Source organism: Rhizobium sp. Rhizsp42, from assembly GCF_047304155.1.
GTDB lineage: Bacteria > Pseudomonadota > Alphaproteobacteria > Rhizobiales > Rhizobiaceae > Rhizobium.
Genome location: NZ_JBGLYS010000008.1, coordinates 161,557 through 188,549, shown reverse-complemented (window position 1 = coordinate 188,549; position 26,993 = coordinate 161,557). Strand labels below are relative to the sequence as shown.

Below are 26,993 nucleotides of genomic sequence, written 5' to 3'. Positions count from 1 at the left end.
CAGCGAAACCTCGTCGAGCGATTCTTCAACAAGCTCAAGCAGTTCAGAGGGATTGCCACTCGATATGACAAGGACCCCCAAAACTTCCTAGCGGCCGTAAAACTACTCGCCACCCGCATCTGGATCAGGTCGTTATGAGTCTACGCCCTAGGGAGCCGTCACCTGGCGTTCAATCGCACTGCTGGGCGTTCGGGCGCTTCCGCGCACGAGTGTGCCGTGATTGTCACAAAACCTGAAAAAAGCCTGATTAATCAGAATTCTTCGCGTATTGAGGAGACGCGGTGTCGCTGATCGAAAGCCTATCGCAACGATTTCAAGCTACGGTGTCTTCTATTCGCCTAAAGTATGTGGCGCATAAAATGTGGGGAACGCAACGGCCCGCCGGGTCGTCCGCAAATCGGGGTCGGCTGTGACAATCTATCTGCCCATCGCAGAATTGTCGGTGAACATTTTCATCATCCTCGGCATGGGTGCGGCCGTCGGCTTCCTGTCCGGCATGTTCGGCGTGGGCGGCGGCTTTCTGATCACGCCTCTCCTCATCTTCTACAACATCCCGCCCGTCGTCGCTGTCGCCACCGGCGCCAACCAGGTCGTGGCCTCGTCGATCTCGGGCGCTCTCACCCATTTCAGGCGCGGGACGCTGGATGTGAAGCTCGGTTCGGTGCTTCTGGCGGGAGGTCTCGCGGGTGCCACCGTCGGCATATGGGTGTTTTCGCTGCTGCGCCGGCTCGGCCAGCTCGATCTGATCATCTCCTTGATGTACGTGCTTTTCCTCGGCACGGTCGGCGGGCTGATGCTGCTTGAAAGCGTCAACGCGATGCGGCGGGCATCGAAGAACATCCCGGCAGCGCCACGCCGGCCGGGGCATCACCACTGGGTTCACCGCCTGCCGCTTAAGATGCGGTTCAAGAAATCGAAGATCTTTCTCAGTGTCATCCCGATCGTTGCACTCGGCTTCGGCATCGGCATCCTGACGTCTGTCATGGGCGTTGGCGGCGGCTTCATCATGGTGCCGGCGATGATTTATCTGCTGCGCATCCCGACCAACGTCGTCGTGGGAACATCGCTGTTCCAGATCATCTTCGTCACCGCCTATACGACGGTCGTGCAGGCCGCGACCAACTTTTCGGTCGATATCGTGCTGGCCTTCATCCTGATGATCGCGGGCGTGATCGGCGCGCAATATGGCGTTCGCGTCGGGCAGAAGCTGCGCGGCGAACAGTTGCGCGCGCTGCTTGGCCTTTTGGTTCTCGCCGTTGGCCTTCGCCTTGCCGTGGCGCTGGTGGTCACGCCGAGCGATATCTATTCGGTCGTGATGGGTGCGAACTGATGCGTCACCTGCTCAGGACCCTGCTCGTCTCCCTCCTGCTGCTGCCGACGGCGGCCGGCGCACAGACGCTGCTGCCCGGCCAGGCGCCGCAGCCAGTTGCCGAGGGGCTGGAGATCGGCACCTCCACCAGCGAGATCGCCATCACCTCCGACTTTCACGGCGCGGATCTGACGATCTTCGGGGCAGTGACCAACACCGACAGCCTGTTGCTCGCGATCGGCCAGTATGACGTGGTCGTGGTGCTGGAAGGCCCGCGCGACAATGCCACGGTGCGCAAGAAGGAGCGGGTGTTCGGGATCTGGGTCAACACGCATTCGATGACCTTCGAGACTGTGCCGCATTCCTATTCGATGTCGAGTTCGCGCATGCTCGACGACGTGACGACACCGCTTGATCTCACCGATCGCGGCATCGGCATCGACCATATTCCGCTGACGCCGATGGGCTTTCTCGGCAATGCCAGCAATGTCGGCGAGTTCCGTGACGCCTATCGCCGGCTGCAGGAGCGCAGCGGCCTTTATGTCCGCGATCCGAGCGGCGTGCGTTTCGTCAGCTCCAACCTGTTCAAGGCCAGCCTGCGGCTGCCCGCCAACATTCCGAACGGCGTGCATACGGTTCGCGCCTATCTGTTCAAGAGCGGCAAGTTCGTGACCGAGAAATCAGCACCCTTGCGGGTGATCAAGACCGGCATCGAGCAGACGATCACCAATGCGGCGCACGAGCAGCCGATCATCTACGGCCTGTTTGCCGTGTTCCTGGCCGTCGTGACCGGCTGGGGCGCCAGCGTGGTGTTCCGCAAGGAGTGATCGATCGCGGCCTCGGCTGGATGGGCCTTGCCTCGCTCTCGCCACGAGATGATCACGGCATCGTCATTGTCTAAAAACCGACCATTAACGTTTACCAGTTAGTAATCTCTCTGATGTCGAGAGGTTTAGTCATGCGTATCCGTACTCTCCTTGCCGTCGTGGTGCTGGCTGTTCTTGCCGGCTGCGCGACTGCTCCCAAACAGACCCGAAACATCTGCGCGGTGTTCGACCAGCGCGACGGGATGTTCACCAGCTGGCAGCGCTCGGCGGAGAAAGCCGAGAAGAAATACGGCGTGCCGGTGCCGATCCTCATGGCGACGATGTATACGGAATCGGGCTTCCAGCCGAATGCGCGGCCGCCCCGCACCAAGCTGTTCGGCTTCATTCCGTGGAAACGGCAATCGACGGCCTACGGCTATTCGCAAGCGCTCAACGGCACCTGGGATCACTACCAATCGGCAACCGGAAACTGGAGCGCGCGGCGCACCAACTTTTCCGACGCGATCGATTTCATCGGCTGGTATCACTGGCAGAACAGCCAGACGACAGGCATCCAGCTCAACGACGCCTACAGCCTCTACCTCGCCTATTATTCCGGTCCGAAGGGCTATATGCGCGGCGACTGGCGTTCGAACGCGCAATTGCAGAAGACGGCGCAGCGGTTTGCGGGCATGGCTGCGACCTATCAGCGGCAGCTGCAGGGTGGCTGCAGCTGACTTGAACGACGACGGGCCGGCGGTATCGCCGCCAGCCCGGTCTAACATTCATGATGAGATCAGGCGGCCTTGGCCGGCTTGTCGATCGGGTGCTGGGCGCGGAAGCCGACGGCCAGGCGGTTCCAGACGTTGATAGCGCCGATGGCGACCGTGATGTTCATCATCTCGGCTTCGCTGAAATGCGCCTTGAGCGCTTCATAATCGGCATCGGGCGCGCCCGTCTGGGCGACCTTGGTGACGGCATCGACCCAGCCGAGAAGCGCTCGTTCGCGTTCGTCATAGACGGGCGATTCATGCCAGACGCACATGAGGTTGATCCACTGTTCGCTCAACCCGTCGTGGCGGGCTTCCTTGACGTGCATGTCGACGCAATAGGCGCAGCCGTTGATCTGCGACGCGCGCAGCTTGATCAGGTGGATGAAGCGGCGTTCGAGGCCGGATTTCTGGACGTAATCCTCAAGCGCGAGCACGGCCTTGTAGGCATCCGGTGCGGCCTTGGCGAAATTGAAACGCGGTTGCATGGCACTTTCTCCTTTGATGGCTCAGCGAGCCGTTCGACGTTCATGCAGTTCCAGGAACGCGCAGCTTCTGGCTGCGATCGTCCCGTCGTCGATCTCCGCCAGTTCGGCGCCGAGATCGGCAATGGTGGTCTTGGCAAGCTCGGCGCGATAGACGCGCTCGGCCTTCAGCATCGCCGCCGAGATGTTGCACGGCTTGGCGAAAAAACGATCGGGCGCCGGGTTCGGCCCGCGCTGGCGGATCTCGTTGCAGCGAAAGGCGGGCGCAGGTCCCTCGACGGCCAGCACGATATCGAGCAGCGTGATCTTCTCAGCGGGCCTGGCGAGGCGATAGCCACCTTTCGGGCCGGGCACGGTGTGGAGGATGCCGGCGCCCGAGAGTGCCTGCAGATGCTTCAGAAGGTAGCTCGTCGAGACCCCGTGAAACTCCGCGAGTGCTGCCGCCGACAGCACGCCACCCTCGGAAAGACCCGAAAGCATCGCCACGCTGTGAATGGCCTGTTCGACACCGTCTCCGAGTTTCATGTGACCAGCTCCTCAATTCATGGATAAAATATATCCATGATTATGTCAGCTGTCAATCTTCTTTCCAAAGCGCCGCGATTGCGCGCGGGGCGGTAGACTTTCGGCTTATTCAGCAAAGGCTTGTGAAGCGATTGGGATCAGCTAAGGTTGCAGTGTCAAAACACTCCAAAAGGGAACATCAATGAAAAAGACGATCTTGCTGACGACCGCGGCACTTCTTGCCACGGCGCATCTGGCCTTCGCCGAAGACACCATCCGGATCGCCACCGAGGGCGCCTACCCTCCCTTCAACTACGTGGAACCGGACGGCAGCCTGAAGGGGCTCGATGTCGATATGGCCAATGCGCTCTGCGAGGAGATGAAGGCGAAGTGCACGATCGTCGCCCAGGATTGGGACGGCATCATTCCCGGGCTGCTCGCCAAGAAATACGACGCGATCATCGCCTCGATGAGCATTACCGAAGAGCGCAAGCAGCAGATCGACTTCACCAACAAATACTACACCACGCCGCTTGCCGTCGCCGTGCCCAAGGACAGCACGATCAAGAGCGTGAGCGTCGAGGACATGAAGGGCAAGGTCGTCGGCGCACAGGCATCAACGACGCAGGCCAACTATACCACCGACTTTTACGCCAAGGGCGGCGCCGAGGCGAAGCTCTATCCCACGCAGGACGAAGCAGTGGCCGACCTGCAGAACGGCCGCACGGACGCGGTGGTTTCGGACAAGTTCGTGGCGGTCGACTGGCTGAACAAGGCCGGCAAGGATTGCTGCAAGCTGCTCGGCGATATCCCGGGAAGCGAGACGCAGGCCGGCATCGGCATCCGCAAGGGCGAGACCGAACTGAAGGAGCGCTTCAACAAGGCGATCGACGCGCTGGTTGCCAACGGCACCTACCAGAAGATCACCAAGCGGTATTTCCCCTTCGACATCTATTGATCGCTTTGTGATTAAAGTGCGGAGCCGTATCGACTTCGCACTTTTCGCTGGCGCGGTTTGAACTACATTCAGGCGGTGGACCAGATCGATAGCGAGCGCCTGATATCCCTGCCTGCCCCCTTTACCCGCTGGTTCGCGGAGAAGGGCTGGCAGCCGCGCAGGCATCAGCTGGAGCTTCTGGCGCGCGCCGAGGCCGGTGAAAGCACGCTCTTGATCGCGCCCACCGGGGCCGGCAAGACACTGGCTGGCTTTCTGCCGTCGCTCACCGATCTCACCCGTAGCGGCAAGATACCGCCCGGCTCTGCCTTCACCGGCATTCACACGCTCTACGTCTCGCCGCTGAAGGCGCTGGCTGTCGACATCGAGCGCAACCTGATGAAGCCGGTGCTGGAGATGGGGCTTCCCGTCACCGTCGAAAACCGCACCGGCGACACGCCCGTTTCCAAGCGGCAACGCCAGAAGCTCAACCCGCCCGACATCCTCTTGACGACGCCGGAGCAGGTGGCCCTTTTGCTTGCCAATGGCGAAGCCGAGCGCTTCTTCAAGGACCTCAGATACATCATCTTCGACGAGCTGCATTCGCTGGTCACCTCCAAGCGCGGGCACATGCTGTCGCTGGGGCTGGCGCGGCTCAGGCGGCTTGCGCCGAAGCTGCAGACGATCGGCCTTTCGGCCACCGTTGCCGAGCCGCTGGAGCTGCAGAAGTGGCTGGTGGCGCAGCCGGAAGGTGGGGAGCGGCATGCCGGCATCGTCACGGTGGAGGGTGGGGCAAAGCCCGATATCTCGATCCTCTCCACGGAAGAGCGTATTCCCTGGTCCGGCCATTCGGCGAAATACGCGATCCCCGATGTCTACAAGCAGCTGCTCGAGCACCAGACGACGCTGCTCTTCGTCAATACCCGCAGCCAGGCGGAGATGCTGTTTCAGGAGCTCTGGACCGCCAACGACAACAATCTGCCGATCGCGCTGCATCACGGCTCGCTCGATGTCGGACAGCGCCGCAAGGTGGAGGCGGCGATGGCGGCGAACCGGCTGCGCGCCGTGGTCGCCACCTCGACGCTCGACCTCGGCATCGACTGGGGCGATGTTGATCTCGTCATCCATGTCGGCGCACCGAAGGGAGCCTCGCGGCTGGCGCAGCGCATCGGCCGCGCCAACCACCGGATGGACGAGCCCTCCAAGGCAATCCTCGTTCCCGCCAACCGCTTCGAGGTAATGGAGTGCCAGGCAGCACTCGACGCCAACTATATCGGCGCGCAGGACACGCCGCCGGTCGGGCGCGGCGCGCTTGATGTGCTCGCCCAGCATGTTCTCGGCATGGCCTGCGCCGAGCCATTCGACATGCTGGAGCTCTATGACGAGATCATCAGCGCCTCGCCCTATGCTGACCTTAGCTGGGAGACGTTCGAGCGGATCGTCGACTTTGTCGCCACCGGCGGCTATGCGCTGCGCACCTATGAGCGCTATGCCCGCATCCGCAAGACGAAGGAGGGGCGCTGGCGTGTTTCCAATCCGCAGGTGGCGCAGCAATATCGGCTGAACCTCGGCACCATCGTCGAGAGCCCGATGCTGAACCTGAAGATGGTGAAGCGGGGAGAAGGCGGCCGCATCGGGCGTGGCGGCGCGACGCTTGGCAAGATGGAGGAGTATTTCTTCGAGCAGCTTTCGCCCGGCGACACCTTCATCTTCTCCGGCAAGGTGCTGCGCTTCGAGGGTATCCGCGAGAACGAGGCGCTGGCCAGCCAGGCCTATTCCAACGATCCGAAGATTCCATCTTACGCCGGGGGCAAATTTCCGCTCTCCACCTATCTCGCCGATCAGGTGCGCTCGATGCTCGACGATCCCGACCGCTGGCACCGGCTGCCGGGCCAGGTGCGCGATTGGCTCGCCATACAAAAGGAAAAGTCGATCCTGCCCAAGCGCGACGAGCTGCTGATCGAGACTTTCCCGCGCGGCAGCCGCTGCTACATGGTGGCCTACCCCTTCGAGGGGCGGCTGGCGCATCAGACGCTCGGCATGCTTCTGACGCGCCGACTGGAACGGTCTGGCGCCAAGCCGCTCGGCTTCGTCGCCACCGATTATTCGCTCGGCATATGGGGGCTGGAGGATATGGGGCGGATGATATCAAACGGCCGGCTCAGTCTCTCCGACCTTTTCGACGAGGACATGCTGGGCGACGATCTCGAAAGCTGGCTCGACGAATCCTTCCTTTTGAAGCGTACCTTCCGCAATTGCGCCGTGATTGCAGGCTTGATCGAGCGCCGGCACCCGGGCAAGGAAAAGAGCGGACGGCAGGTGACGGTTTCGGCCGATCTGATCTACGACGTGCTCCGAACCCACGAGCCTGACCACATCCTGCTGCAGGCGACGCGACAGGATGCGGCGACCGGGCTTTTGGACATCGGCCGTCTTGGCGATATGCTGAAGCGAATCAAGGGGCACATCACCCACCGCCCGCTGGAGCACATCTCGCCGCTTGCCGTGCCCGTGATGCTGGAGATCGGCAAGGAGCATGTGCATGGCGAGGCGCAGGATGTTCTGCTGGCGGAAGCTGCGGACGATCTGATTGCCGAGGCTTTGGAATAAAGTCCCCTCCCCAACCCCTCCCCACAAGGGGGAGGGGCTTAACGGCCGCACCGCCGAAGTCATGATCATGGCAGAGCGGCGCCACAAGTTTTCTCCCCCCTTGTGGGGGAGATGCCCGGCAGGGCAGAGAGGGCCTTTGGCCTTCCTCCCCGCCTAGATACTGGAAAGAAACGAACTGATGAACCGGCTGGCGCTGGCGCGGGAACTGAACGGGATTGCGGCGATGCCGGGCGTGGAAACGTCCGTGCATGGGGTCGCGGCCGTGTGCGATCCGCTGGGCGGGCTCTATCTTCCTGATACCGGCGTTCTCGTCGTTTCCGACCTGCATCTTGAGAAAGGTGCCGCCTTCGCCCGGCGCGGCATGATGCTGCCGCCCTATGACACGCTGGCAACGCTGACGGTGCTCTCCGCCGTCATTACCCGCTATGACCCGAAGCTGGTGATCTCGCTCGGCGACAATTTTCACGATCGCATCGGCTCGGCGCATATGCCGGAGACATTCCGCACGCTGATTTCAGATATGGCGCGCGGGCGCGAGTGGATCTGGATCAACGGTAACCATGACCCCGACGGCACCGTCGATCTGCCCGGTGCCTGCGCCGACGAACTGCAGTACGGTGGCCTCACCTTCCGGCACGAGCCGAGGGACGGGCTGCAGAGCGGCGAGATCGCCGGGCACCTGCATCCTTCCGCCACGGTGCGGCGGCGCGAGAAATCCATCCGCCGCCCGTGTTTTGCGACCGATGGCGCAAGGCTGCTGATGCCGGCTTTCGGGGTGATGAGCGGGGGGCTCGATCTGCGCCACAAGGCGATGAAGGGGCTGTTCGACCAGCCGTCGCTAATCGCGCACCTGCTCGGGCGCGACCGGATCTATTCGGTCCGGTTCGGCAATCTGCTCGGCTAGAGCGCGACGTAGCGGTCGGCGCGGTGGTTGATCGTGAGGAAGAGATTAAGCACCACGGCGCCGAGCACGGAGTAAAACACCACAGGCGGCGTGGTGACGAAGAAGGCTGCGGCCAGCACGCAGAGATCGACGGCCATCTGCACGAGGCCGGCGCGGATGCCGAAGCGCTCCTGCATGTAGATGCCGAGAATGCCGACGCCGCCGAGGCTGGCGCGGTGGCGATAGAGCGCCAGGAGGCCGAAGCCGAGGAGAAGACCGCCCAGAAGGGCTGCCCAGGCCGGATGGATCGTCGCGATGCTCATCACGTTCGGCTGCAGGCTTGTCAGCAGCGAGGTCAGGCCGATGGCGATGAAGGTCTTGATGGTGAAGGAGACGCCGAGGCGTTTCCACGAGAGATAGAAGAACGGCAGGTTGAGCAGGAAGAAGGCCAGGCCGAAATTGATGCCGAAGGCATAGTGCACAAGGAAGGCGATGCCCGCCGTGCTGCCGGTCAAGAGACCAGCGCTTGCCAGCACATAAAGGCCAAGGGCGGCGACAAGGCTGCCGGAGAAGATGCCCTGCACGTCCTCGACGGGGGTGTGGCGCGTGGCGCTCGTGTTCCAGAAGCCAAGGGCATTGATGAGCTGAGTCATGTCGCTAATCTCCAACGGCAGACGAGTTCAAGAACGCCCGGGCAGGCCCCAGGCGGCAGGGGATGTGAATGATTGGTCGCCGGGCGGCATTCGCGCTCTTCGGCTTCTGAGCGGAATTATCCGGTTCATTCGCCACGTTTTCAAGCGAAATACGTAAGCAATGCTGACCTATTAAAACTTCGCAAGAATCGTTCCGTCAGGCGGCCTTGCGTGCAAGGAACAGAATGCCGGGAATGATGTTGGCGCCATCTTTGCGAATGGTGGTCCGGCTAATCGCGATCACCTCAAAGCCATGGCGGGCGCAGAGCGAGCGGATGTAGGCTTCCGAGTGGGCATAGCGCAGCGAATGGGCGAGGTGAACGCCCTCCTCATCCTCGGTTTCCTCGACGGAAAAGCCGAAATCGGCGCCATCGACACAAAGGGCTGCGACCGATGCAAAGGCGATCTCGAGATTGCCGAGATAGATCAGCACATCGGCGGCCGTGACGAGATCGGCGCGATGCGGGCTACCATCCGCAAACAGGCCGGATTGGTCTGTGGGCAGCGACAGATCCGCCTGGGCGAGATGGTCGTAGACCTGCTTTTCCTCAGCCTTCGCCAGCATGTTCTGCGAGAGATCGAAGCCTTCCAGCCGACCGGCCATCTGGCGGATTTGCGGGCCCATCAGCCCGGTGCCGCAGCCGAGATCGGCGGCCAGCGCATAATGCCGGCCGGTCGCCGCGATCATGCGGGCGAGCTTTGCCGGCACGTCGTAGCCGAGCTTGTCCACCAGCGAGGTCTCGAAGCGGGCGGCGTAGTCGTCGAACAGGCGCTCAACATAGATGCTCGGTGGCTGATCGGGCACAGCGATGTCGCCGAGGAAGGCGAGCTTCAGCGTGGCGCCGAAGATATCGTCCTCGGTGAGCTCGCGCGTTTTCCGGTAGGCCTCGATCGCGCCGGCAACATTGCCTGATTTTTCGCGGTAGGTGGCAAGCCAGTACCAGCCGACGGCCCAATCCGGCACCAGCTCCAGCGCCTGCTCCATCAGCTCGGCGGCGGCATCTGGTTCGCCGCCCTTGTCCAGCATCCTGGCATAGTCGGCACGGCGGTCGGCGATGGCATCGCCTGATGTCTGGAGATGGGGCGGCATGATGGTGACCTGTTGCGCGGCCCGCATTTGGCGATGGCCACAAAAAAACTCAAGTCCTATTTCAGAGGCGGGGGCAGCAGCCCTGAAAAAGCTTGCGGGCAACGATTCGCGCCCGTATCTCAGGGGTGAACAGGAGATGATGCATGTCCGATCAGGTGAACAAGTTTCTGGGCGACTCGCTCGGCCGTACATTGATCAAGCTTTTGGTGGTGTCGCTGATCGTCGGCTTCATCATGGCCGTCTTCGGGCTGGCGCCGCTGGATTTCATCTATGGCATCCGCAATTTCATCCTCGAGGTCTGGCATCGCGGCTTCTCCGCGCTCGGCCGCGTCGGCGACTATCTGATGCTCGGCGCCACTATCGTCATTCCGATCTTCCTCATCATCCGTCTCTTCAGCTATCGCCGGTAACATGACCTCCATTGATCTCTCACGGCGCAGCCTGCTGCGCTTTTCCGCGCTTGCGCTTGCAGCCGGCGTCGCCAGCTGCGCCACCGGGCCGAAAGAGCCCTCGACGCCTTCCAACGGCGAAGACCAGACGGCCGCCTCGCTGCCGCTCGTCAACCAGTTGCGCGCCAAGAACGGTCTGCCGCCGCTGTCCGTCGATCCGGCCGCGACGGCCGCCGCCCTCTTCCAGGCCAAGCGCATGGCAGCGGCCGGCAAGATGAAGCACGTGATGGGCATCGCCGACGGGTTTGGCCCGCGCGTGAAGGCGAGCGGCGTGCAGCTGCCGGCAGCGGAAAACATCGCGACCGGGCAGCAAACGGTTCCGGCCGTCGTCACCGCCTGGATCAACTCGCCGCATCATCTGGAAAACATGCTCGGCCGCTATAGCGGTCTTGGCGTCGCCGTTGCCTATAATCCCGCTTCCCGCAACGTGCCCTATTGGGCCATGGTGCTTTCCAACTGAGGTGATTCCGCCTCTTTGCCGGGAGGCGGGTTTTGGACGCAGGCGTAAACAGCAGCGATAGCCGCAACGGCCTCGCCTTCGAGGTCACACACCGGATGGTGCTGTCTATCGCCATTCCGATGACGCTCGGCTTCATCACCACGCCGCTGCTCGGCCTTGTCGGCACAGGCGTCGTCGGCCATATGGGCGATCCCGATGCGCTCGCGGGTCTCGCGATCGGGGCGATGCTCTTCGATCTCATTCTCGGCAGCTTCAACTTCCTGCGTGCCTCGACCACGGGATTGACGGCGCAAGCCCTCGGGCGGCGCGACCGGCATGCCGAACAGGGCGTGTTCTGGCGAGCGATCATTTCGGCGCTCGGCTGCGGCGTGGCGCTGCTCTGTCTGTCACCGCTGCTGCTTGCAGCGGGTTTGACGCTGATGGGGCCCGAGAACGCTGTAGCGCAGGCGACCAGCACCTACTTCTCGATCCGCATTCTCGCCGGGCCGGCGGCGCTTGCCAATTACGCGATCCTCGGCTTCGTGCTCGGGCGTGGACAGGGGAGCATCGGCCTGCTGCTGCAGACGATCATCAACGGCATCAATATCGTGTTGGCCATCGCTCTTGGCCTCTGGCTCGACTGGGGGATATCTGGCGTTGCATGGGCAACCACCGTCGGTGAGACCATCGGGGCGCTCGCCGGTCTGTTCATCGTGCTCCGGGGCTTCGACCGCGCTGACCGGCCGACGCGCGGCGAAATCTTTGCGCGGAAGCCTCTGGCGGAGCTCTTCACGCTCAACCGCGACATCCTGATCCGCACCTTCGTGCTGCTTGGGGCCTTCGCCCTGATGACGCGCATCGGCACCGGCTTCGGCGCCGTGACGCTGGCTGCAAACGCCGTGCTGATGAACTTCCTGATGCTGTCGAGCTTCTATCTCGACGGGCTGGCCAACGCCGCCGAGCAGATCACCGGCCGCGCGGTCGGGGCGCGCTACCGCCCGGCCTTCGATCGCGGCTTGAAGCTGACGACGATATGGTCGTTCGGGCTTGCCGGCATCATCTCGCTGTTTTTCCTGGTGGCCGGCGAGCGGCTGATCGCGGCGCTGACGACATCACCTGACGTGCGTGAGGCCGCAAGCCTCTATCTGCCCTGGGCGGCGATAACAGGACTGACGGGCGCGCTCGCCTTCCTGATGGACGGCGTCTTCATCGGCGCCACATGGTCAAGCGACATGCGCAACCGCATGCTGATGTCGTTCGTCGTCTATCTCGCGGCACTAGCGATCTTCGTGCCTGTATTCGCCAACCACGGCCTGTGGCTGGCGATGAACCTGTTCCTGCTCTCGCGCGGCGTCTTCCTGGTGCTCAGGGTCAGAGAGCGCGCCGATCAGACGTTTCGGCCGGCCCAGTAATCCATCTTGCTGTCACGCAGCTCACGGATGGAAGCGACTTTCTCGCGATCCATCAGCTTCGACAGACCGCGAACGATATCTCCAGCAAGGCCAGGGCCTTCATAGACCATGCAGGAATAGAGCTGCACCAGATCGGCGCCCGCCTTGATCTTTTCCAGCGCGGTCTCCGCCGAGGAGACGCCGCCGGCGCCGATGATCGGCAGGTCGGGGCCGACGCGCTTGCGCATCTTTGCCAGCACAACGGTGGACTTTTCGAAGAGCGGCTTGCCGGAGAGGCCACCCTGCTCTTTCGCCTGGCGCTGATCCTTGAGGCCATCGCGCGACAGCGTGGTGTTGGAGACGATCAGGCCATCCAGCGCATGCGAGAGCGCTTCGGCGGCGATGTCGTCGATGCCCTCCTCCGTCAGATCCGGCGCGACCTTGAGGAAGACGGGGATTTTGCGGCCCGTTTTTCCGGCTTCCTCGTCGCGCGCGGCAAGCACGGCCGACAGCAGCGCCGAGAGGCTCTCGCGCGCCTGCAGATCGCGCAGGCCCGGCGTGTTGGGCGAGGAGATGTTGGCGGTGAAATAGCCCGCCAGCGAATAGAAGCGGCGGATGCCCTTCACGTAGTCGTCGATGCGATCGGCGCTGTCCTTGTTGGCGCCGATATTGACGCCGATGATGCCCTTGCCCCGGACGGACGACAGGCGCTGGAAGGCGGCGTCGTGGCCCTCATTGTTGAAGCCGAGGCGGTTGATCACGCCTTCGTCCTCGACCAGGCGGAAGATGCGCGGACGCGGATTGCCGGATTGCGGCTTGGGCGTGACCGTGCCGATCTCGGTGAAGCCGAAGCCGATCTTCAGCAGTGCTTCCGGCACTTCAGCGTTCTTGTCGTAGCCGGCGGCCATGCCGATCGGATTGGCGAAATCAAGCCCGGCGACCGTCTGGCGCAGGCGCGAATCTGCAGGTGCGGCGCAGGCCGGAACGAGGCCTGATTTCAGGGCCGCGATCGACATGCCGTGCGCCGTTTCCGGATCGAAGAGAAAGAGACCCTTGCGGGCGGCGTGCTTGAAGAGATCGATCATGGCTGCAGGTCCGGAAAGATGTGTTTGCCTTCGGCATCAGGCGGCAATGGCTTTTCCCAGAGCACGGCCGAAAGCGGGAGGTCCGCATAGAGATGCGGGAAGAGATCGCCGCCGCGCGACGGTTCGAAAATCAGCTTGTCGCCAAGCGCCACGCCATCGACGGCGACCAGAAGCAGGCCAGTCTGGCCGGCGAAGTGCAGGGCTGCGGTCTGCACCGCCTGGCTTGCCGTCGAGAAGTGGATGAAGCCGTCCTTGAGATCGATGGCGGCGCCGCGGAAAACGCCGGCGGCCCGGGCGTCCTGCCAGAGCGTTTCCGTCACGATCTTGTAAAGCGTGGGTGTCAGGGTCATGATGGCCTCATGAATGGCTGGTCTTTCCCGGGCTTTGCCGCAGTTGAGCGGCGATGTCCACGCGCTCACCGCAAAAAATGCGGTGGCCATCGAGATTTCCGGAGGAAACCATGAAAAATATCACGCTCAGCCTCGTCGCCATCCTCATTCCGCTTGCCGCTTCCGCCGCGGAGCCGGACGCGAGCCGCTTCCAACTGGAGCGCAGCGGCGACCATTTCGTGCGGCTCGATCGCCAGACCGGCGCCATGTCGCTCTGCGAGGAGAAGGACGGGGCGCTCGTCTGCCGCATGGCCGCCGATGAACGTGCGGCTTACGAAAGCGAACTCGACCGGCTGTCGGACCGGGTGACCGCACTCGAGAACAAGAGCATCGTCAACAAGGCGCTGCCATCGGACGCCGAGATCGACCGCTCGATCGGCATCATGGAGCGCTGGATGCGCAGCTTCATGGGGATCGTCAAGGAATTCCAGAGCGAGGACCAGGGCAACGCCCTTCCGCAAAAGACATGATTTGCTATAGTCTGCTTTAGCAGGAAGGCATGAACCGTGGAGGAAGGCGGTGCATGGACTTCATGATCGGGCTCTTGGGAGGGAGTTTTCGATGCATGAGCAGACAATCATTATTGCCGATGATCATCCGCTGTTTCGCGATGCGCTTCGCCAGGCCGTGACCGGAATGGAGGGTCATCCCGACATCGTCGAGGCAGGCGATTTCGCGGCGGCACGAAAGTCGGTCGGCGAGCATCCAGATGCCGATCTCATGCTGCTCGACCTCGCCATGCCTGGGGTGAGCGGCTTCTCGGGGCTGATGGCATTGCGCTCGGAATTCGCAGGCCTGCCGATCGTCATCGTCTCGGCGTCCGACGATGCGACGACGATCCGCCGCTCGCTCGAGCTCGGCGCCTCGGGCTTCATCTCGAAATCCGCCGGGATCGACGATATCCGCCACGGCATACAGACGGTGCTTGCGGGAGATATCGCAACGCCCGACAGCTACCGCGACGGGCAGGAACAGGATCCCGATGTGGCCGACATCATCCACCGGCTGCACACGCTGACGCCGCAGCAGAGCCGGGTGCTGACGATGCTGGCCGAGGGCCTGCTCAACAAGCAGATCGCCTATGAGCTCGGCGTCTCCGAGGCGACGATCAAGGCGCATGTTTCGGCCATTCTCCTCAAGCTCAATGTCGACAGCCGCACGCAGGCGGTGATCCAGCTCGGCAAGATCAACATGGCGATGGTCGCCTGACGGGAGAGAGGATTTTATTCCTCTTGTCTCTTTACTCCTGTTCGCCTTGCGGTTAATCTTTCAGCCGATTAAGGAGCGCCTTGGCGCGCACGGGATCAGGCGACATGCTGTCACACGAGCAGATCTGGGGAGCGCTCGACAGGCTTGCCGAACGGCACGACCTGACACCCTCGGGGCTTGCCCGCCGCGCCGGCCTCGACCCGACCTCGTTCAACAAATCCAAACGTCTTTCCGCCGATGGGCGCTTGCGCTGGCCATCGACGGAATCGATCGCCAAGGTGCTGGAGGCGACGCGCTCCAGCATGGAGGAATTCCTGTCCTTCATGCGGCCGCAGGGCAGTTTCTCGACGCTGCCTGATGGCGCGTTTCCGCCGCAGGGGAGCTCCATCCCACTGCTCGGCTTTGCGCAGGCGGGCGCTGGCGGCTTTTTCGATGATGGCGGCTTTCCGGCCGGACAGGGCTGGGATGTGGTGGAATTTCCGGCCGCACCGTCACAAAAGGCCGGTGTCTATGCGCTCGAGGTTCAGGGCGAAAGCATGATGCCGCTCTATCGCGACGGCGACGTTCTGATCGTCGAGCCGGGCGCGCAGGTGCGCCGCAACGACCGCGTCGTGGTGAAGACGCGCGAGGGCGAGGTTATGGCCAAGGTGCTGATGCGCCAGAGCCCACGCTCGATCGAACTCATGTCGCTCAATCCCGAACACCCGAACCGGACGATCGAGCTCACCGACGTGGATTGGATCGCCCGGATCATATGGGCCAGCCAGTAGGAAAATCTTCCATGAAGCCTGCGGCACTTCTGACAGCGACTGCGGGAATAGCGATCGTCATCGGCCTGATCGCCGCCGGCGAGCATCGGCTGAGCGCTGCGTCTGATGCGGGCGAGATCGCTGCATCGGCGCAAGGCGCGGACGAGCAGCAAACGCCCTCGCCTACTCAGCCGACGACGAACCCGGATGCCAGCATGATGGCCCGGCCGGTGGATGACGCCAGCCAATTCTACCCGGCCTCGGTCGACGGCAAGCCATTGGAGCGCGAGCAGGCGCCGGAGCCGGAGAAAAAGCCTGTCGTGGTGGCTGAGAAGGGTATCGACCTGCCGCGCCCGGTGGCCGAAAGCGCCGGCGTGCTCGGTTTCGGTGAACGGCGGCTGCAACTGGCCGGGCTGACGCCGACGCCGGTCGACAAGAGCTGCGCCGGTACTGGGGGCACGGAATGGCCCTGCGGGATGCTGGCGAAGACCAATTTCCGGCTCTTCCTGCGGCTTCGCACCGTCAACTGCGATCTTAGCGATGCCAATTGGAGCGGCACCGCGACGGCCAGCTGCAAGATCGGCGCGCAGGATCTTTCCGAGTGGCTGATCGAGAATGGCTGGGCCGAGGCCGAAGCGGGCTCGGCCTTCGCGGATGCCGGGGCCAAGGCCAAGCAAGATGGAAACGGTATCTACGGCCAGGATCCACGCCAGGCCGGCGCAACTGATGCACCCGACCTGACGCAGCCTCAAGATATGAGCGATCCCTTGTAATGAGCGTGGCCAGTTCCTAAACTCTGCTGACATCGCAGAGGAACCATGCAGACATGAACAAGCCGCTTTCCGCCCACGACGCGTTGATCTACGTGATGGTCATGGCATCCGCCGTCGACAGCACGATGAATGATCGGGAACTGGAACGTATCGGACAGCTGATCGGCTTTCTGCCGGTGTTTCGCGGCTTCGACGACGACAAGCTGATCTCGGTCGCGCGCGATTGCGCGGCACTTCTGTCCGGCCCGGAGGGGCTCGACGTCGTTCTCGAGACGGTCAAGGACACGCTGTCGCCGAAGCTTTACGACACGGCCTATGCGCTGGCGGTCGAGGTCGCGTCGGCCGACCTTTCCGTGAAGGCGGAAGAACTGCGACTGCTCAGCCTGCTGCGCGACCGGCTCGGCCTCGACAAGCTGACCTGCGCCGCGATCGAGCGCAGCGCCATTGCCCGTTTCCGCAAGGGTTAAGCTGCCTAGTACAGCCCATAAGGGAAGTAGCGCAGGTAGATTTCCTGCAGGCGGCCGCTGCGCGAAAGGGCGGCCAGCGCGTGGTCGAAGGCCGAGCGCAGGACTTCGTCCTTTTGCCGCAGCATGATCGTCATGCCCTCGCCCAGAAACTCCTCCGACATATAGGGACCGTCGAACAGGGCGCAGCATTTCTCCGATGCCTGCGACGACACCCAGAATGAGAGCTGCAGCGAATCGGCGAAGACGGCGTCGACCTTGCCGTCCTTCAATGCTGTGAGCAGCGCCTCCTTGCTGTCAAACGGCACTGCCTTGACCTTGGGGAAATAGGCGGCGAGCATGGCGGCGTGCGCGGTTTCCTTGACCACGCCGACGGAGCGATCGGTAAGGCTTGCGGCATTCTCGCCCTTGATCGGCGCCTTCAGATTGCGGGCAAAGCGGGCGGGCAACATCAGATAAGGGCGCGAGAAGGAAAACTGCCGGCGCAGCTCGCTGCCGACGGCCAGCCCCGCGATCACGGCATCGCCCTGCGAGGCGGCCAGCGCATCCTTTAGATCGCCGAAGGGCAAGGCCTGGATCTGACACTTGTCCGAAATCTCCAACTCGGCGCAGATTTCGCGGGCGAGATCGACATTGAAGCCCGAGAGCTTGCCGTTCTGATCCATGAAATTGAACGGCGGGAAATCGACCGAGGTCAGGAAGCGCAGGCGCACGAGGCTTGTCAGATCAGGCTTGGCGAGGCGCTCGCGGCTGTCGAACAACAACGGCAAGGAGGGCGCTGCCTGCTGTGCCGCAGCCGAAAGAGGTATCCCAAATGCCGCCAGAAACAGCCAGAGGCTGCAAAACCCCTTAGGATTGAGAGATGCCAGCTTAAATCGCACCATTATGATCTGCCCCGGGGACTGCACTGCCAATTCAAAGACGGTGTATCAGAGTCATGCGTATCGGGGAATATGCGTCGGGCGGGATCAGCAGCCGTCACACGACGCTTCAGGAGCGACCGAAACCTCCGATCTTGCCGGCCGTGCCGGCGGGCGTGGTCAATGATGCGCAACAGATCGAGATCGAAGCGCTGCTCCGCCTCGGCATCGGCAAGCCGACGATCGCGCGCGCGGCGGCCATGGCCCGCCATAACGGCACGTCGATCGAGCGTGAACTGCTGGCCAACCGGTGGGTGGACGCCGAGAACTATTATGCCGCCCTTGCCCGCGCGCTTCGCCTGCCATTCCTGTCGCAGCTCGATCCGGCCCTGATCCATGACGACCAGGCGCTCGACACGCAGCTGGCGGACACGCGATCCGTGCGGCTAAACTATGCCGACAGGGCGATGATCGCCATCATTCCCGAGGCCGGCCGACTGCTGGCGCTGGCACAGACGATCGAGGCGCGGCCGGGGCTTGCGGAGCGGATCATCGTCACCACGCCCACCGCGATGCGCGACGCCATCTGGCGCGTCGGCGCCAAGCGGCGGGTGAAAGAGAGCATCGGAACGCTGTTCGAGGACAAGGGGCGGTTCAGTGCCCGCATCGTGCTCTCGGGCAAGCAGGGGTTCATTGCCGGCGCGGGCCTTTGCGCGCTCGCTTTCACCGCGTTCTCGGATCTGCCGCTGATCGCGATCGTTCACCTCGCGCTGTCGTTCATCTACATGGCGGCGATCCTGCTCAGGGCCTGTGCGCTCAGCCACCGTCGCGGCCCGCAGCCGACGCCGCAACCGACGGAGCGGCTGCCCGTCTATTCCGTGTTCGTCGCGCTCTACAAGGAGGCGGAGGTCGCCGGCCAGCTTGTCGCGGCGCTGAAGCAGCTCAACTGGCCGATCGCCAAGCTCGACATCAAGCTGATATGCGAGGCCGACGACCACGCGACGATCGCGGCACTGGAAAAGCAGGATATCGGCCCGCAGTTCGAAATCATCGCGGTGCCGGTCTCCCATCCGAGAACGAAACCGAAGGCGCTGAACTACGCTCTGAGCGCCGCGCGCGGAGAATTCCTCGTGATCTACGACGCCGAGGACAGGCCGCATCCCGACCAGCTGCGCGCGGCCTATGCGAGCTTCTGCGCCAGCCGCGACGATGTCGCCTGCCTGCAGGCGCCGCTGATCATCTCCAACGTCGGCAGCTCATGGATCAGCGCGGCCTTCGCGCTTGAATACGCAGCGCTGTTTCGGCTGTTGCTGCCGATGCTGGCGAAGCACCGGTTGCCGATGCCGCTTGGCGGCACGTCCAACCATCTGCGTGTCGCCGATCTCAAGGCGTGCGGCGGGTGGGATCCCTATAACGTGACTGAAGATGCCGATCTCGGCCTGCGGCTCTACAGGCTCGGTTATCGCTGCGGCGTCATCGACTGCCCGACCTATGAGGATGCGCCGACGACGCTCGACGTCTGGCTGAACCAGCGCACACGGTGGTTCAAGGGATGGCTGCAGACATGGCTGGTGATGATGCGCGCACCAGGCAAACTCGTGCGCGAGATGGGGATCTGGCCGTTCCTCGTTTTTCAGGTGCTTGTTGGCGGCATGCTCGTCGCCTCGCTGACGCATCCGTGGATGGTCATGCTGATCCTCACTACCGCCAGCTACATGATGCTGGGCTTCCCTGAAACCGGCACTGGCGAGGCGCTGCTGTTTCTGATCGATGTCGCCAACATGCTGGGAAGCTACGTCATTCTCCTGGTGCTCGGCCGGCGCGCCATGCTGCGCGACGAGAAGCGCAAGGTCGGCTGGCGCTGGGTCGCCCTGCCTCTCTACTGGATGCTGATCTCGGGTGCCGCGTGGCGCGCCGTCTTCCAGCTGCATTTCAAGCCGTTCTTCTGGGACAAGACCCCGCACCTGCCAACGGTCTCCCCGCAACCGATGCGCGGGGCCTCCATGCCCTTACAATGAGCCGGTCCACTTAAATTCTGTGGACCCCTGGATGCGTTAGTTTCGTCTTAAGCAATATGGATTCTAGTCGCGTTCGACGACACCGGTTCCCGACCGAATGCATGATGCGCTTGTCGAGCCTTAGCGGGCATCTCCCACGGCGCCACAAGCGCCAGCTCTGCCTTCGAAAACGCCTGTTCTTGAAAACGATCGTATCCGGCCATCCCCCTGGCCGCAGCCCATGGGCCCATTCATGCTGAAAAACTTCAAAATCCGCACCAAGATCATCTCGGTCGTTGCGCTTCTCGGCGTCATCGCGATCGGCGGTCTTGTCTATGTCGTCGAGGAATTCCGCGGCGCCGATGCCGCCTACAGCGCCTTCATCGACCACGAAGCGCTTGCGGCAATGCAGGCGTCTCGCGCCAGCGCGTCTGCCACCGCAGCCGTTCTGCAGGCAACCGTCGTCTCCGACCTTACCCCCGGCACGCCCGACTTCGATGCCGCGATCGCCGCGCCCAGCAAGATGCCGCAAGCGCGCGAGCGTCTGCAGCAGGCAGCCGACCTCGTGCCGAACCGCAAGCCCGCGATCGACGAGATCATCGCCGGCATCGACGAGATGGATGCGCTCTCCAAAAAGGTATTCGACCAGGCCAAGGCCGGCGACCGCACCGGTGCGCGGGCCACGGCAGCCGAGCTCAACGCCAAGCTCTCGATCGTCACGCCGAAAATGATCGCCAACAATGACGCACTGATGGTGCAGCTCAATGACGGCGGCGACGCGCTTTCTGCCACGGTCAACAGCCGTATCCTCTATTGTTTCGTGCTGATCGGGCTCGCCGTGCTTGCCGCGATCGGCCTCAGCATCTGGATCGCGCAGGCCGGCATCGCGGCGCCGATGGCCCGGCTTCGCCAGCGCATGACGCGGCTTGCCGAGGGCGAGACGGCAAGCGCCGTCGACGGCATGGACCGGCAGGACGAAGTGGGCGAGATGGCGGCCGCCGTCTCGATCTTCCGCGACAACGCCATCGAGCGCGTGCGCCTTGAGCGCGAGGCGGAGCGCAACCGCAATCTCACCGACAGCGAGCGGCGCGAAATCGAAGCCCAGCGCGCCACCGAGGCGGCCGATCTCTCGCGCACCGTCAGCGCGCTCGGCGACGGCCTGCGCAAGCTTGCGGCCGGCGACCTGATCTCGCAGATCAACACGCCGTTCGAAGGCAGCCTCGACAGCCTGCGCCAGGACTTCAACAACTCGATCTTCAAGCTCAACGAAACGATGCAGACCGTGGGCGACAACGCCCGCGCGATCACGGCCGGCGCCGGCGAGATCCGCTCGTCTGCCGACCAGCTCTCGCGTCGCACCGAGCAGCAGGCAGCCTCTGTCGAGGAGACGGCGGCCGCGCTGGAAGAGATCACCACCACGGTGAAGGACGCCGCGCGGCGGGCGGAAGAAGCGCGCACGCTGGTGTCGAAAACCCGCCACAGCGCCGAGCGATCCGGCGAGGTGGTGCGCAAGGCGGTCAACGCCATGCAGCAGATCGAACAGTCCTCGGCCTCGATCGGCAACATCATCGGCGTGATCGACGACATCGCCTTCCAGACCAATCTTCTCGCGCTGAACGCCGGCGTGGAAGCCGCGCGTGCGGGCGAAGCTGGCAAGGGTTTCGCTGTCGTCGCCCAAGAAGTGCGCGAACTCGCGCAACGCTCCGCCAACGCCGCACGCGAAATCCAATCGCTGATCCTGACCTCGGGCAACCAGGTGAAATCGGGCGTGTCGCTGGTCGGCGAAACCGGCAAGGCGCTCGAAGAGATCGTTCACGAGGTGCAGGAGATCAACCAGCACGTCAACGCGATCGCCGAGGCCGCGCGCGAGCAATCGATCGGGCTGCAGGAGATCAACACGGCGGTCAACACGATGGACCAGGGCACGCAGCAGAACGCCGCGATGGTGGAAGAAAGCACCGCCGCCAGCCACAAGCTCGCCACGGAGGCGGCAGCGCTGAACACCCTGCTCGACCAGTTCAAGCTCACCGGCACCGGCGGCAGCACGATGGCGTTCACGCCAAGGGTGGTTCCAGACGCCAACGAACCCTTGGTGCCGCGCCCGGCCAAGCCTGTCTTGACCCGCAAGGCCCCCGTGCGGATCGCCACCTCAGGGGTTACGCGACCGACCTCCTCGCCGGCGCTGGCACTCGGCCAAAAGCTCGCCAACGCCTTCGGCGGCGCGTCGTCCGCCGACAAGAAGGACGACGACTGGACGGAGTTCTGAGCCGCGACAAGGCTCTCGCAAACATGAAATGGGCGGCTCAAGGCCGCCCATTTTCATTTCGGCTAATGCCGACTTTACCCGCGATGTGATCGATCCCTTAGACGAGACCGAGCGAGATCTCTTCAACCTTGCGGCCACGACCATAGTCGCGCTCGTAGGAGGAGCGGCGGTCGCTGCGCTTGTATGCGGCAACGTCGAGTTCCGGCATATGGTAGCCATCCGCGTAGGTGCCGGTGTCATCGGCATCGACGACATCGCGCTTTGCGGTGAAAATCTTCAAGAGCATTTCGCTATTCCTCCTCGTGTGCGCCAGTAACGGCCAGAGCGCCGTCCAAGTTCCATTTATCGGAGAATAGTTAAAAATTAACCACGTTCATTAGGGATTCGTCAAGTACGCGGAAAGCGTTAGAGCCACAACCCGAATTGGATAACCCGCTTAGATCCTCTGCGCATGCGGAAGGTGCTTCATCAATGATGCGCAGGCATGCATGATATGATCCGTCACCAACGTCGCCGGGGCTTCGAGGCGGCGAGAACCGAGAAAAGAGCGAGAAGATGCGCACCAGCAAGATCGTCCACATCGTCAGTTGCCATGCCGAAGGGGAAGTCGGCGATGTGATCATCGGCGGCGTCGCACCGCCGCCTGGCGAGACCGTGTGGGAACAGTCCCGCTGGATCGCGAGGGATCAGACGCTACGGAATTTCGTGCTGAACGAGCCGCGCGGGGGCGTCTTCCGCCACGTCAACCTGCTCGTGCCGCCGAAGAACCCCAAGGCGCAGATGGGGTGGATCATCATGGAGCCGGAGGACACGCCTCCAATGTCTGGATCGAACTCGATCTGCGTTTCCACCGTCCTTCTGGACAGCGGCATCATTCCGATGACAGAGCCAGTGACGAGGATGGTGCTCGAGGCACCGGCCGGGCTCGTCGAGGTCGAGGCGGAATGCCGCAACGGCAAGGCCGAGCGCATTACCGTCACCAACGTGAAGAGCTTCGCGCAGAAGCTCGATGTTTCAGTCGACGTTCCCGGTATCGGAATGCTCACCGTCGACACCGCCTATGGCGGCGACAGTTTCGTGGTCGTCGATCCCGATCAGGTCGGCATCGAGCTGATCCCGGAGAATGCGCGCCTGATCGCCGAGACGGGCATCAGGATCACCAATGCGGCCAATAAGCAGCTGGGCTTCTCGCACCCCGAAGATACGGGCTGGAACCATATCTCGTTCTGCCTCTTTGCCGGAAAGCCCTATCGCGAGGATGGCCAGCTTCTGGCGACATCCGTTGTCGCCATCCAACCCGGCAAGATCGACCGCTCTCCAACCGGCACGGCGGTGTCGGCGCGCATGGCGCTGCTCAACGCGCGCGGCGAGCTACAGGAAGGCGAGAGCCTAACGGGCGTGTCGATCATCGGCACGAAATTCGTCGGCAAGATCGTCAAAGAGACGACGATCGCCGACCGGAAGGCGATCGTTCCCTCGATCACCGGCAGCGCCTGGATCAGCGGCACCGCTCAGTTGATGCTCGACCCGACCGACCCATTCCCCGGCGGCTACAAGCTTTCCGACACATGGCCGATGCTGAAGTAGGTAGCGAGGGGTGTCGGAAAAATTGAGAAATTGGAGCGGGTGAAGGGAATCGAACCCTCGTATTCAGCTTGGGAAGCTGCTGCTCTACCATTGAGCTACACCCGCGTTACGCGCAGATTTCCAACAGATGGCGGCTGGTGTCAAGCGGCGTTGGCGACTTCCGGGTGAGGCTGCTCAGATCCGGAAGTGCTTGGAGAGCTTGAGGCCCTGCGCCTGGTAGTTGGAGCCGAGGCCGGTGCCGTAGAGGCTTTCGGGGTGTTCCTGCATGTGCTCGTAGACCAGGCGGCCGACGATCTGGCCGTCTTCGAGGATGAAGGGGACCTCGTGGCTGCGGACTTCGAGGACGGCGCGGCTGCCGCGGCCGCCGGCGGGGGCGTGGCCGAAGCCTGGGTCGAAGAAGCCGGCGTAGTGCACGCGGAATTCGCCGACGAGCGGATCGAAAGGCGTCATCTCGGCGGCGTAGTGCGGGGGCACGTGGACCGCCTCGCGCGAGACGAGGATGTAGAACTCATCCGGATCGAGGATCAGCTCGTTGCGACCGCGACTATAGATCGGCTCCCAGAAATCGAAGATATCGTGCTGGGCCTTCTTGTCGACATCGACGACGGCCGTGTGGTGCTTGCCGCGATAGCCGATCAGGCCATCCTTGTCGCCGGCGAGATCGATCGACAGCGCAATGCCGCCGCCCGAGACGTTCGGCTTTGTGCTTGCGACCAGCATTTCGGCATCGTGCAGCGCCAGCAGTTCCGGTTCGCCGAGCAGCGACTGGCCGATGCGGAAGCGGATCTGCGACAGGCGCGAGCCGCGACGCACGACGATCGGGAAGGTGCGCGGCGAGATTTCGAGATAGAGCGGCCCGGAATAGCCGGCCGGGATCTTGTCGAATTCCTGCGCGTAATCGGTGATGACGCGAGTGAAGATATCGAGGCGGCCGGTCGAGCTTTTCGGGTTGGCCGAGGCCGACATGTCGGCCGGCAGATCGAGGCGCTCCATCAGCGGAACGATGTAGACGCAGCCGGTCTCGAGCACCGCGCCTTCGGAGAGATCGACGACATGCAGCTTCAAACGGTCGAGCTTGTCGGACACGAGGCTGTTCGGACCCGGCATGAAGCTGGCGCGGACACGGAACGCCTTGGCGCCGAGACGCAGATCAAGGCTCGCCGGCTGGATCTGGTCGCTGTCGAGCTCGCGCTCCGCGACGAGGCGTCCCGTCTCGAACAACGCGGCAATCGCGCGGTCTGCCAATATTCCTGTTTCGCGAGCCATCATGCCCCATCCATAATTTGCCGCAGACAAAACCAAAATCGAGGAATTGACGCAAGCGCGCAACAGCAGTATTGCAGCTTTATCCCGTGGTGATTTGGCCGGTCGGCTTGCAGCCACGTTAAACAAGTGGCTAAATAGACCGGGTTGAAACCGGTCTGCATTCGCGGCCGGTTTTTTTGTGTTTGAAAGTGGTGATGGCATGAGCAAGACTTGGCGCCCGGCAACCCAACTGGTCCACGGCGGAACGCTGCGCTCGCAGTATAGCGAGACCTCCGAGGCGATCTATCTCACGCAAGGGTTTGTCTACGACAGCGCGGAAGCCGCAGAAGCGCGCTTCAAGGGCGAGACGGAGGGCTATATCTACGCCCGCTACGGCAGCCCGACCAACGACATGTTCGAAAAGCGCATGTGCGCGATGGAAGGTGCCGAAGAAGCCCGCGCCACCGCATCGGGCATGGCAGCCGTTGCCGCCGCCATCCTCTGCCAGGTGAAGGCCGGTGACCATATCGTCGCCGCCCGCGCGCTCTTCGGCTCCTGCCGCTGGGTGGTGGAGACGCTGGCGCCGAAATACGGCATCGAGTGCACGCTGGTCGATGGGCGCTATCTGGAGAACTGGGAAAAGGCGATCCGCCCGAATACCAAGGTGTTCTTCCTGGAAAGCCCGACCAACCCGACGCTCGAAGTGGTCGATATCGCCGGCGTTGCCAAGCTTGCCAACCAGGTCGGCGCCAAGGTCGTGGTCGACAACGTCTTCGCGACGCCGATCTTCCAGAAGCCGCTGGAACTCGGTGCCCATATCGTCGTCTACTCCGCGACCAAGCATATCGACGGCCAGGGCCGCAGCCTTGGTGGCGTGATCCTCTCGGATACGGAGTGGGTCAACGAGCATCTGCAGGACTATTATCGCCACACGGGTCCGGCGATGTCGCCGTTCACGGCCTGGACGCTGCTCAAGGGTCTCGAGACGCTGCCGCTGCGCGTCAAGCAGCAGACCGAGAACGCCGGCAAGATCGCCGACTTCCTGGCCGAGCAGAAGCAGGTCGCCAAGGTGATCTATCCCGGCCGCAAGGATCATCCGCAGGCCGATATCGTCGCCAAGCAGATGAAGGGCGGCTCGACGCTGGTGGCGATCGAACTCAAAGGCGGCAAGGAAGCGGCGTTCGCGCTGCAGAACGCGCTTGAGATCGTCAAGATCTCCAACAATCTCGGCGACGCGAAGAGCCTGATTACGCATCCGGCAACGACCACGCACAAGAACCTGACGGACGAGGCCCGCGCCGAACTCGGCATTTCTCCGGGCACCGTGCGCCTGTCTGCTGGTATCGAGGATACCGACGACCTGATCGAGGATTTCGCGCAGGCGCTCTCCAAGATCAAGGCCTGACCAAGAATAGCCGGCCGGGTCGATGTGATCCGGCCGGCATTTAAACGCGCATTTTTGCAATTTACTCGCGCTGAGCGGGAGTGGCATTAGTCTTAACGCGCGAATTTTTCGCGCTTACAGCCAATTGATTGCGGATTCCGGCCTGGTTTATTGACCTGTCGCACCTCTTATAAGATACCAGTAAGGTATTCTTATTATGGTGTAGGCATGTACCGCGCCCTGACACGAGATATTGAAGTGGTGGTCGAGCCCTTTTACCTGGAGGAGCAATCCGACCCGGACGACGACCGCTATGTGTGGGGCTACCGCATCGTCATCAGCAACAATTCCGACCTCACTGTACGCCTCGTCAACCGCTACTGGAACATCACCGACCAGAACGGCGTCGTCGATGAAGTGAGCGGAGCGGGTGTCGTCGGCGAACAGCCGACGCTCAGCCCTGGTGATACCTACGAATATTCATCGGGCTGCCCGCTCGATACGCCATCGGGCCTGATGTTCGGCCACTACCAGATGGAAACCGATAAAGGCGAGGTCTTCCAGGTGGAAATCCCCGCCTTCTCGCTTGATTCACCCGGCCTGCTCAGAGTGCTGAACTAACC

28 protein-coding genes, 1 tRNA gene, 1 pseudogene and 1 riboswitch are annotated in these 26,993 nt (G+C 62.8%); of the genes and pseudogenes, 20 read left to right on the top strand and 10 right to left on the bottom strand.

Annotated elements, in window-relative coordinates:
* The 4 genes and pseudogenes from ACCD05_RS11060 to ACCD05_RS11045 all read left to right on the top strand — a co-directional run.
* Positions 1-138 (top strand): annotated as a pseudogene (locus ACCD05_RS11060) (IS5/IS1182 family transposase); the annotation flags it as partial.
* A 271-nt stretch (positions 139-409) separates the two neighbouring features.
* The gene (locus tag ACCD05_RS11055) at positions 410-1,330 is read left to right on the top strand and encodes a sulfite exporter TauE/SafE family protein (RefSeq protein WP_018898341.1); all 921 of its coding nucleotides are present in this window, start codon (positions 410-412) and stop codon (positions 1,328-1,330) included.
* On the top strand, positions 1,330-2,136 hold the full coding sequence (locus tag ACCD05_RS11050; protein ID WP_413392614.1) for a TIGR02186 family protein: 807 nt from the start codon (positions 1,330-1,332) through the stop codon (positions 2,134-2,136). The genes ACCD05_RS11055 and ACCD05_RS11050 overlap by 1 nt, the downstream gene beginning before the upstream one ends.
* A 131-nt stretch (positions 2,137-2,267) precedes the next feature.
* Entirely contained in the window at positions 2,268-2,852 is a 585-nt protein-coding gene (locus tag ACCD05_RS11045) for a transglycosylase SLT domain-containing protein (protein WP_047507256.1), read from the top strand.
* Between the two features lie 59 nt (positions 2,853-2,911).
* On the opposite strand, the gene ACCD05_RS11040 is transcribed toward ACCD05_RS11045, so the two are convergent.
* Entirely contained in the window at positions 2,912-3,373 is a 462-nt protein-coding gene (locus ACCD05_RS11040; RefSeq protein ID WP_018898338.1) for a carboxymuconolactone decarboxylase family protein, read from the bottom strand.
* A gap of 21 nt (positions 3,374-3,394) precedes the next feature.
* On the bottom strand, positions 3,395-3,895 hold the full coding sequence (locus ACCD05_RS11035; protein WP_112942836.1) for an RrF2 family transcriptional regulator: 501 nt from the start codon (positions 3,893-3,895) through the stop codon (positions 3,395-3,397).
* 181 nt (positions 3,896-4,076) lie between these two features.
* On the opposite strand from ACCD05_RS11035, the gene ACCD05_RS11030 reads away from it, so the two are divergent.
* From ACCD05_RS11030 to pdeM, 3 genes are all read left to right on the top strand, one after another.
* Entirely contained in the window at positions 4,077-4,832 is a 756-nt protein-coding gene (locus ACCD05_RS11030; RefSeq protein WP_413392611.1) for an ABC transporter substrate-binding protein, read from the top strand.
* Positions 4,833-4,907: 75 nt separating this feature from the next.
* Positions 4,908-7,418, top strand: coding sequence for a ligase-associated DNA damage response DEXH box helicase (locus ACCD05_RS11025; RefSeq protein WP_413392622.1), 2,511 nt, complete (start codon positions 4,908-4,910; stop codon positions 7,416-7,418).
* 178 nt (positions 7,419-7,596) lie between these two features.
* Complete coding sequence (pdeM, locus tag ACCD05_RS11020; protein WP_413392609.1) at positions 7,597-8,322, top strand: ligase-associated DNA damage response endonuclease PdeM; 726 nt, start codon at positions 7,597-7,599, stop codon at positions 8,320-8,322.
* On the opposite strand, the gene ACCD05_RS11015 is transcribed toward pdeM, so the two are convergent.
* Entirely contained in the window at positions 8,319-8,954 is a 636-nt protein-coding gene (locus ACCD05_RS11015) for a YitT family protein (RefSeq protein WP_018898332.1), read from the bottom strand. The two genes, pdeM and ACCD05_RS11015, sit on opposite strands and share 4 nt — an antisense overlap.
* A 196-nt stretch (positions 8,955-9,150) precedes the next feature.
* Complete coding sequence (locus ACCD05_RS11010) at positions 9,151-10,083, bottom strand: methyltransferase (RefSeq protein ID WP_413392607.1); 933 nt, start codon at positions 10,081-10,083, stop codon at positions 9,151-9,153.
* A gap of 143 nt (positions 10,084-10,226) precedes the next feature.
* Between ACCD05_RS11010 and ACCD05_RS11005 the strand changes: the two genes are divergently transcribed.
* From ACCD05_RS11005 to ACCD05_RS10995, 3 genes are all read left to right on the top strand, one after another.
* Positions 10,227-10,493 (top strand): DUF6460 domain-containing protein, encoded by a 267-nt coding sequence (locus ACCD05_RS11005; protein ID WP_018898330.1) that lies wholly within the window; start codon positions 10,227-10,229, stop codon positions 10,491-10,493.
* Between the two features lies 1 nt (position 10,494).
* On the top strand, positions 10,495-10,992 hold the full coding sequence (locus ACCD05_RS11000; protein WP_413392604.1) for a CAP domain-containing protein: 498 nt from the start codon (positions 10,495-10,497) through the stop codon (positions 10,990-10,992).
* Positions 10,993-11,087: 95 nt separating this feature from the next.
* Complete coding sequence (locus tag ACCD05_RS10995; RefSeq protein WP_413392620.1) at positions 11,088-12,383, top strand: MATE family efflux transporter; 1,296 nt, start codon at positions 11,088-11,090, stop codon at positions 12,381-12,383.
* Here the strand turns inward: ACCD05_RS10995 and ACCD05_RS10990 are convergent.
* Positions 12,359-13,447, bottom strand: a complete 1,089-nt coding sequence (locus ACCD05_RS10990) for a quinone-dependent dihydroorotate dehydrogenase (RefSeq protein ID WP_413392602.1) — start codon at positions 13,445-13,447, stop codon at positions 12,359-12,361. The two genes, ACCD05_RS10995 and ACCD05_RS10990, sit on opposite strands and share 25 nt — an antisense overlap.
* Complete coding sequence (locus tag ACCD05_RS10985; RefSeq protein WP_413392600.1) at positions 13,444-13,797, bottom strand: DUF952 domain-containing protein; 354 nt, start codon at positions 13,795-13,797, stop codon at positions 13,444-13,446. Before ACCD05_RS10985 ends, ACCD05_RS10990 begins: the two co-directional genes overlap by 4 nt.
* A gap of 110 nt (positions 13,798-13,907) precedes the next feature.
* Between ACCD05_RS10985 and ACCD05_RS10980 the strand changes: the two genes are divergently transcribed.
* The 5 genes from ACCD05_RS10980 to ACCD05_RS10960 all read left to right on the top strand — a co-directional run bounded on the left by ACCD05_RS10980 (position 13,908) and on the right by ACCD05_RS10960 (position 17,034).
* Entirely contained in the window at positions 13,908-14,306 is a 399-nt protein-coding gene (locus ACCD05_RS10980) for a hypothetical protein (RefSeq protein WP_112940945.1), read from the top strand.
* 91 nt (positions 14,307-14,397) lie between these two features.
* A complete protein-coding gene (locus ACCD05_RS10975; protein ID WP_111561653.1) occupies positions 14,398-15,045 on the top strand; it encodes a response regulator in 648 nt (215 codons plus the stop codon).
* Between the two features lie 104 nt (positions 15,046-15,149).
* A complete protein-coding gene (locus ACCD05_RS10970) occupies positions 15,150-15,815 on the top strand; it encodes a helix-turn-helix transcriptional regulator (RefSeq protein ID WP_018898323.1) in 666 nt (221 codons plus the stop codon).
* An 11-nt stretch (positions 15,816-15,826) separates the two neighbouring features.
* On the top strand, positions 15,827-16,567 hold the full coding sequence (locus ACCD05_RS10965; RefSeq protein ID WP_413392597.1) for a thermonuclease family protein: 741 nt from the start codon (positions 15,827-15,829) through the stop codon (positions 16,565-16,567).
* 53 nt (positions 16,568-16,620) lie between these two features.
* A complete protein-coding gene (locus ACCD05_RS10960; RefSeq protein ID WP_047507238.1) occupies positions 16,621-17,034 on the top strand; it encodes a tellurite resistance TerB family protein in 414 nt (137 codons plus the stop codon).
* A gap of 5 nt (positions 17,035-17,039) precedes the next feature.
* Here the strand turns inward: ACCD05_RS10960 and ACCD05_RS10955 are convergent, their stop codons facing one another.
* Entirely contained in the window at positions 17,040-17,915 is an 876-nt protein-coding gene (locus tag ACCD05_RS10955) for a transporter substrate-binding domain-containing protein (protein WP_413392594.1), read from the bottom strand.
* Positions 17,916-17,968: 53 nt separating this feature from the next.
* On the opposite strand from ACCD05_RS10955, the gene ACCD05_RS10950 reads away from it, so the two are divergent.
* Together ACCD05_RS10950 and ACCD05_RS10945 are read left to right on the top strand one after the other, a co-directional pair.
* Positions 17,969-19,909 (top strand): glycosyltransferase family 2 protein, encoded by a 1,941-nt coding sequence (locus ACCD05_RS10950; protein ID WP_413392592.1) that lies wholly within the window; start codon positions 17,969-17,971, stop codon positions 19,907-19,909.
* 232 nt (positions 19,910-20,141) lie between these two features.
* Positions 20,142-22,154, top strand: a complete 2,013-nt coding sequence (locus ACCD05_RS10945; protein WP_413392591.1) for a methyl-accepting chemotaxis protein — start codon at positions 20,142-20,144, stop codon at positions 22,152-22,154.
* Positions 22,155-22,251: 97 nt separating this feature from the next.
* Here ACCD05_RS10945 and ACCD05_RS10940 read toward each other — a convergent pair whose 3' ends face one another.
* Positions 22,252-22,440 carry a hypothetical protein gene (locus ACCD05_RS10940; RefSeq protein WP_018898317.1) on the bottom strand — a complete coding sequence of 63 codons (189 nt, stop codon included), beginning with the start codon at positions 22,438-22,440 and terminating at the stop codon, positions 22,252-22,254.
* 269 nt (positions 22,441-22,709) lie between these two features.
* Here ACCD05_RS10940 and ACCD05_RS10935 point away from each other — a divergent pair, with 269 nt between their 5' ends.
* Entirely contained in the window at positions 22,710-23,741 is a 1,032-nt protein-coding gene (locus tag ACCD05_RS10935) for a trans-3-hydroxy-L-proline dehydratase (protein WP_413392589.1), read from the top strand.
* Positions 23,742-23,772: 31 nt separating this feature from the next.
* Here the strand turns inward: ACCD05_RS10935 and ACCD05_RS10930 are convergent.
* Together ACCD05_RS10930 and ACCD05_RS10925 are read right to left on the bottom strand one after the other, a co-directional pair.
* A tRNA-Gly gene (locus tag ACCD05_RS10930) sits at positions 23,773-23,846 on the bottom strand.
* 69 nt (positions 23,847-23,915) lie between these two features.
* Complete coding sequence (locus ACCD05_RS10925) at positions 23,916-25,010, bottom strand: 2'-deoxycytidine 5'-triphosphate deaminase (RefSeq protein ID WP_413392587.1); 1,095 nt, start codon at positions 25,008-25,010, stop codon at positions 23,916-23,918.
* A 73-nt stretch (positions 25,011-25,083) separates the two neighbouring features.
* Positions 25,084-25,162: riboswitch (SAM riboswitch) on the top strand.
* Between the two features lie 44 nt (positions 25,163-25,206).
* Between ACCD05_RS10925 and ACCD05_RS10920 the strand changes: the two genes are divergently transcribed.
* A complete protein-coding gene (locus ACCD05_RS10920) occupies positions 25,207-26,391 on the top strand; it encodes an O-succinylhomoserine sulfhydrylase (protein WP_209189084.1) in 1,185 nt (394 codons plus the stop codon).
* Between the two features lie 207 nt (positions 26,392-26,598).
* Positions 26,599-26,991: a Co2+/Mg2+ efflux protein ApaG gene (gene apaG / locus ACCD05_RS10915; RefSeq protein ID WP_026282968.1), complete on the top strand. Its 393-nt coding sequence runs from the start codon at positions 26,599-26,601 to the stop codon at positions 26,989-26,991.
* Positions 26,992-26,993: the final 2 nt, after the last annotated feature.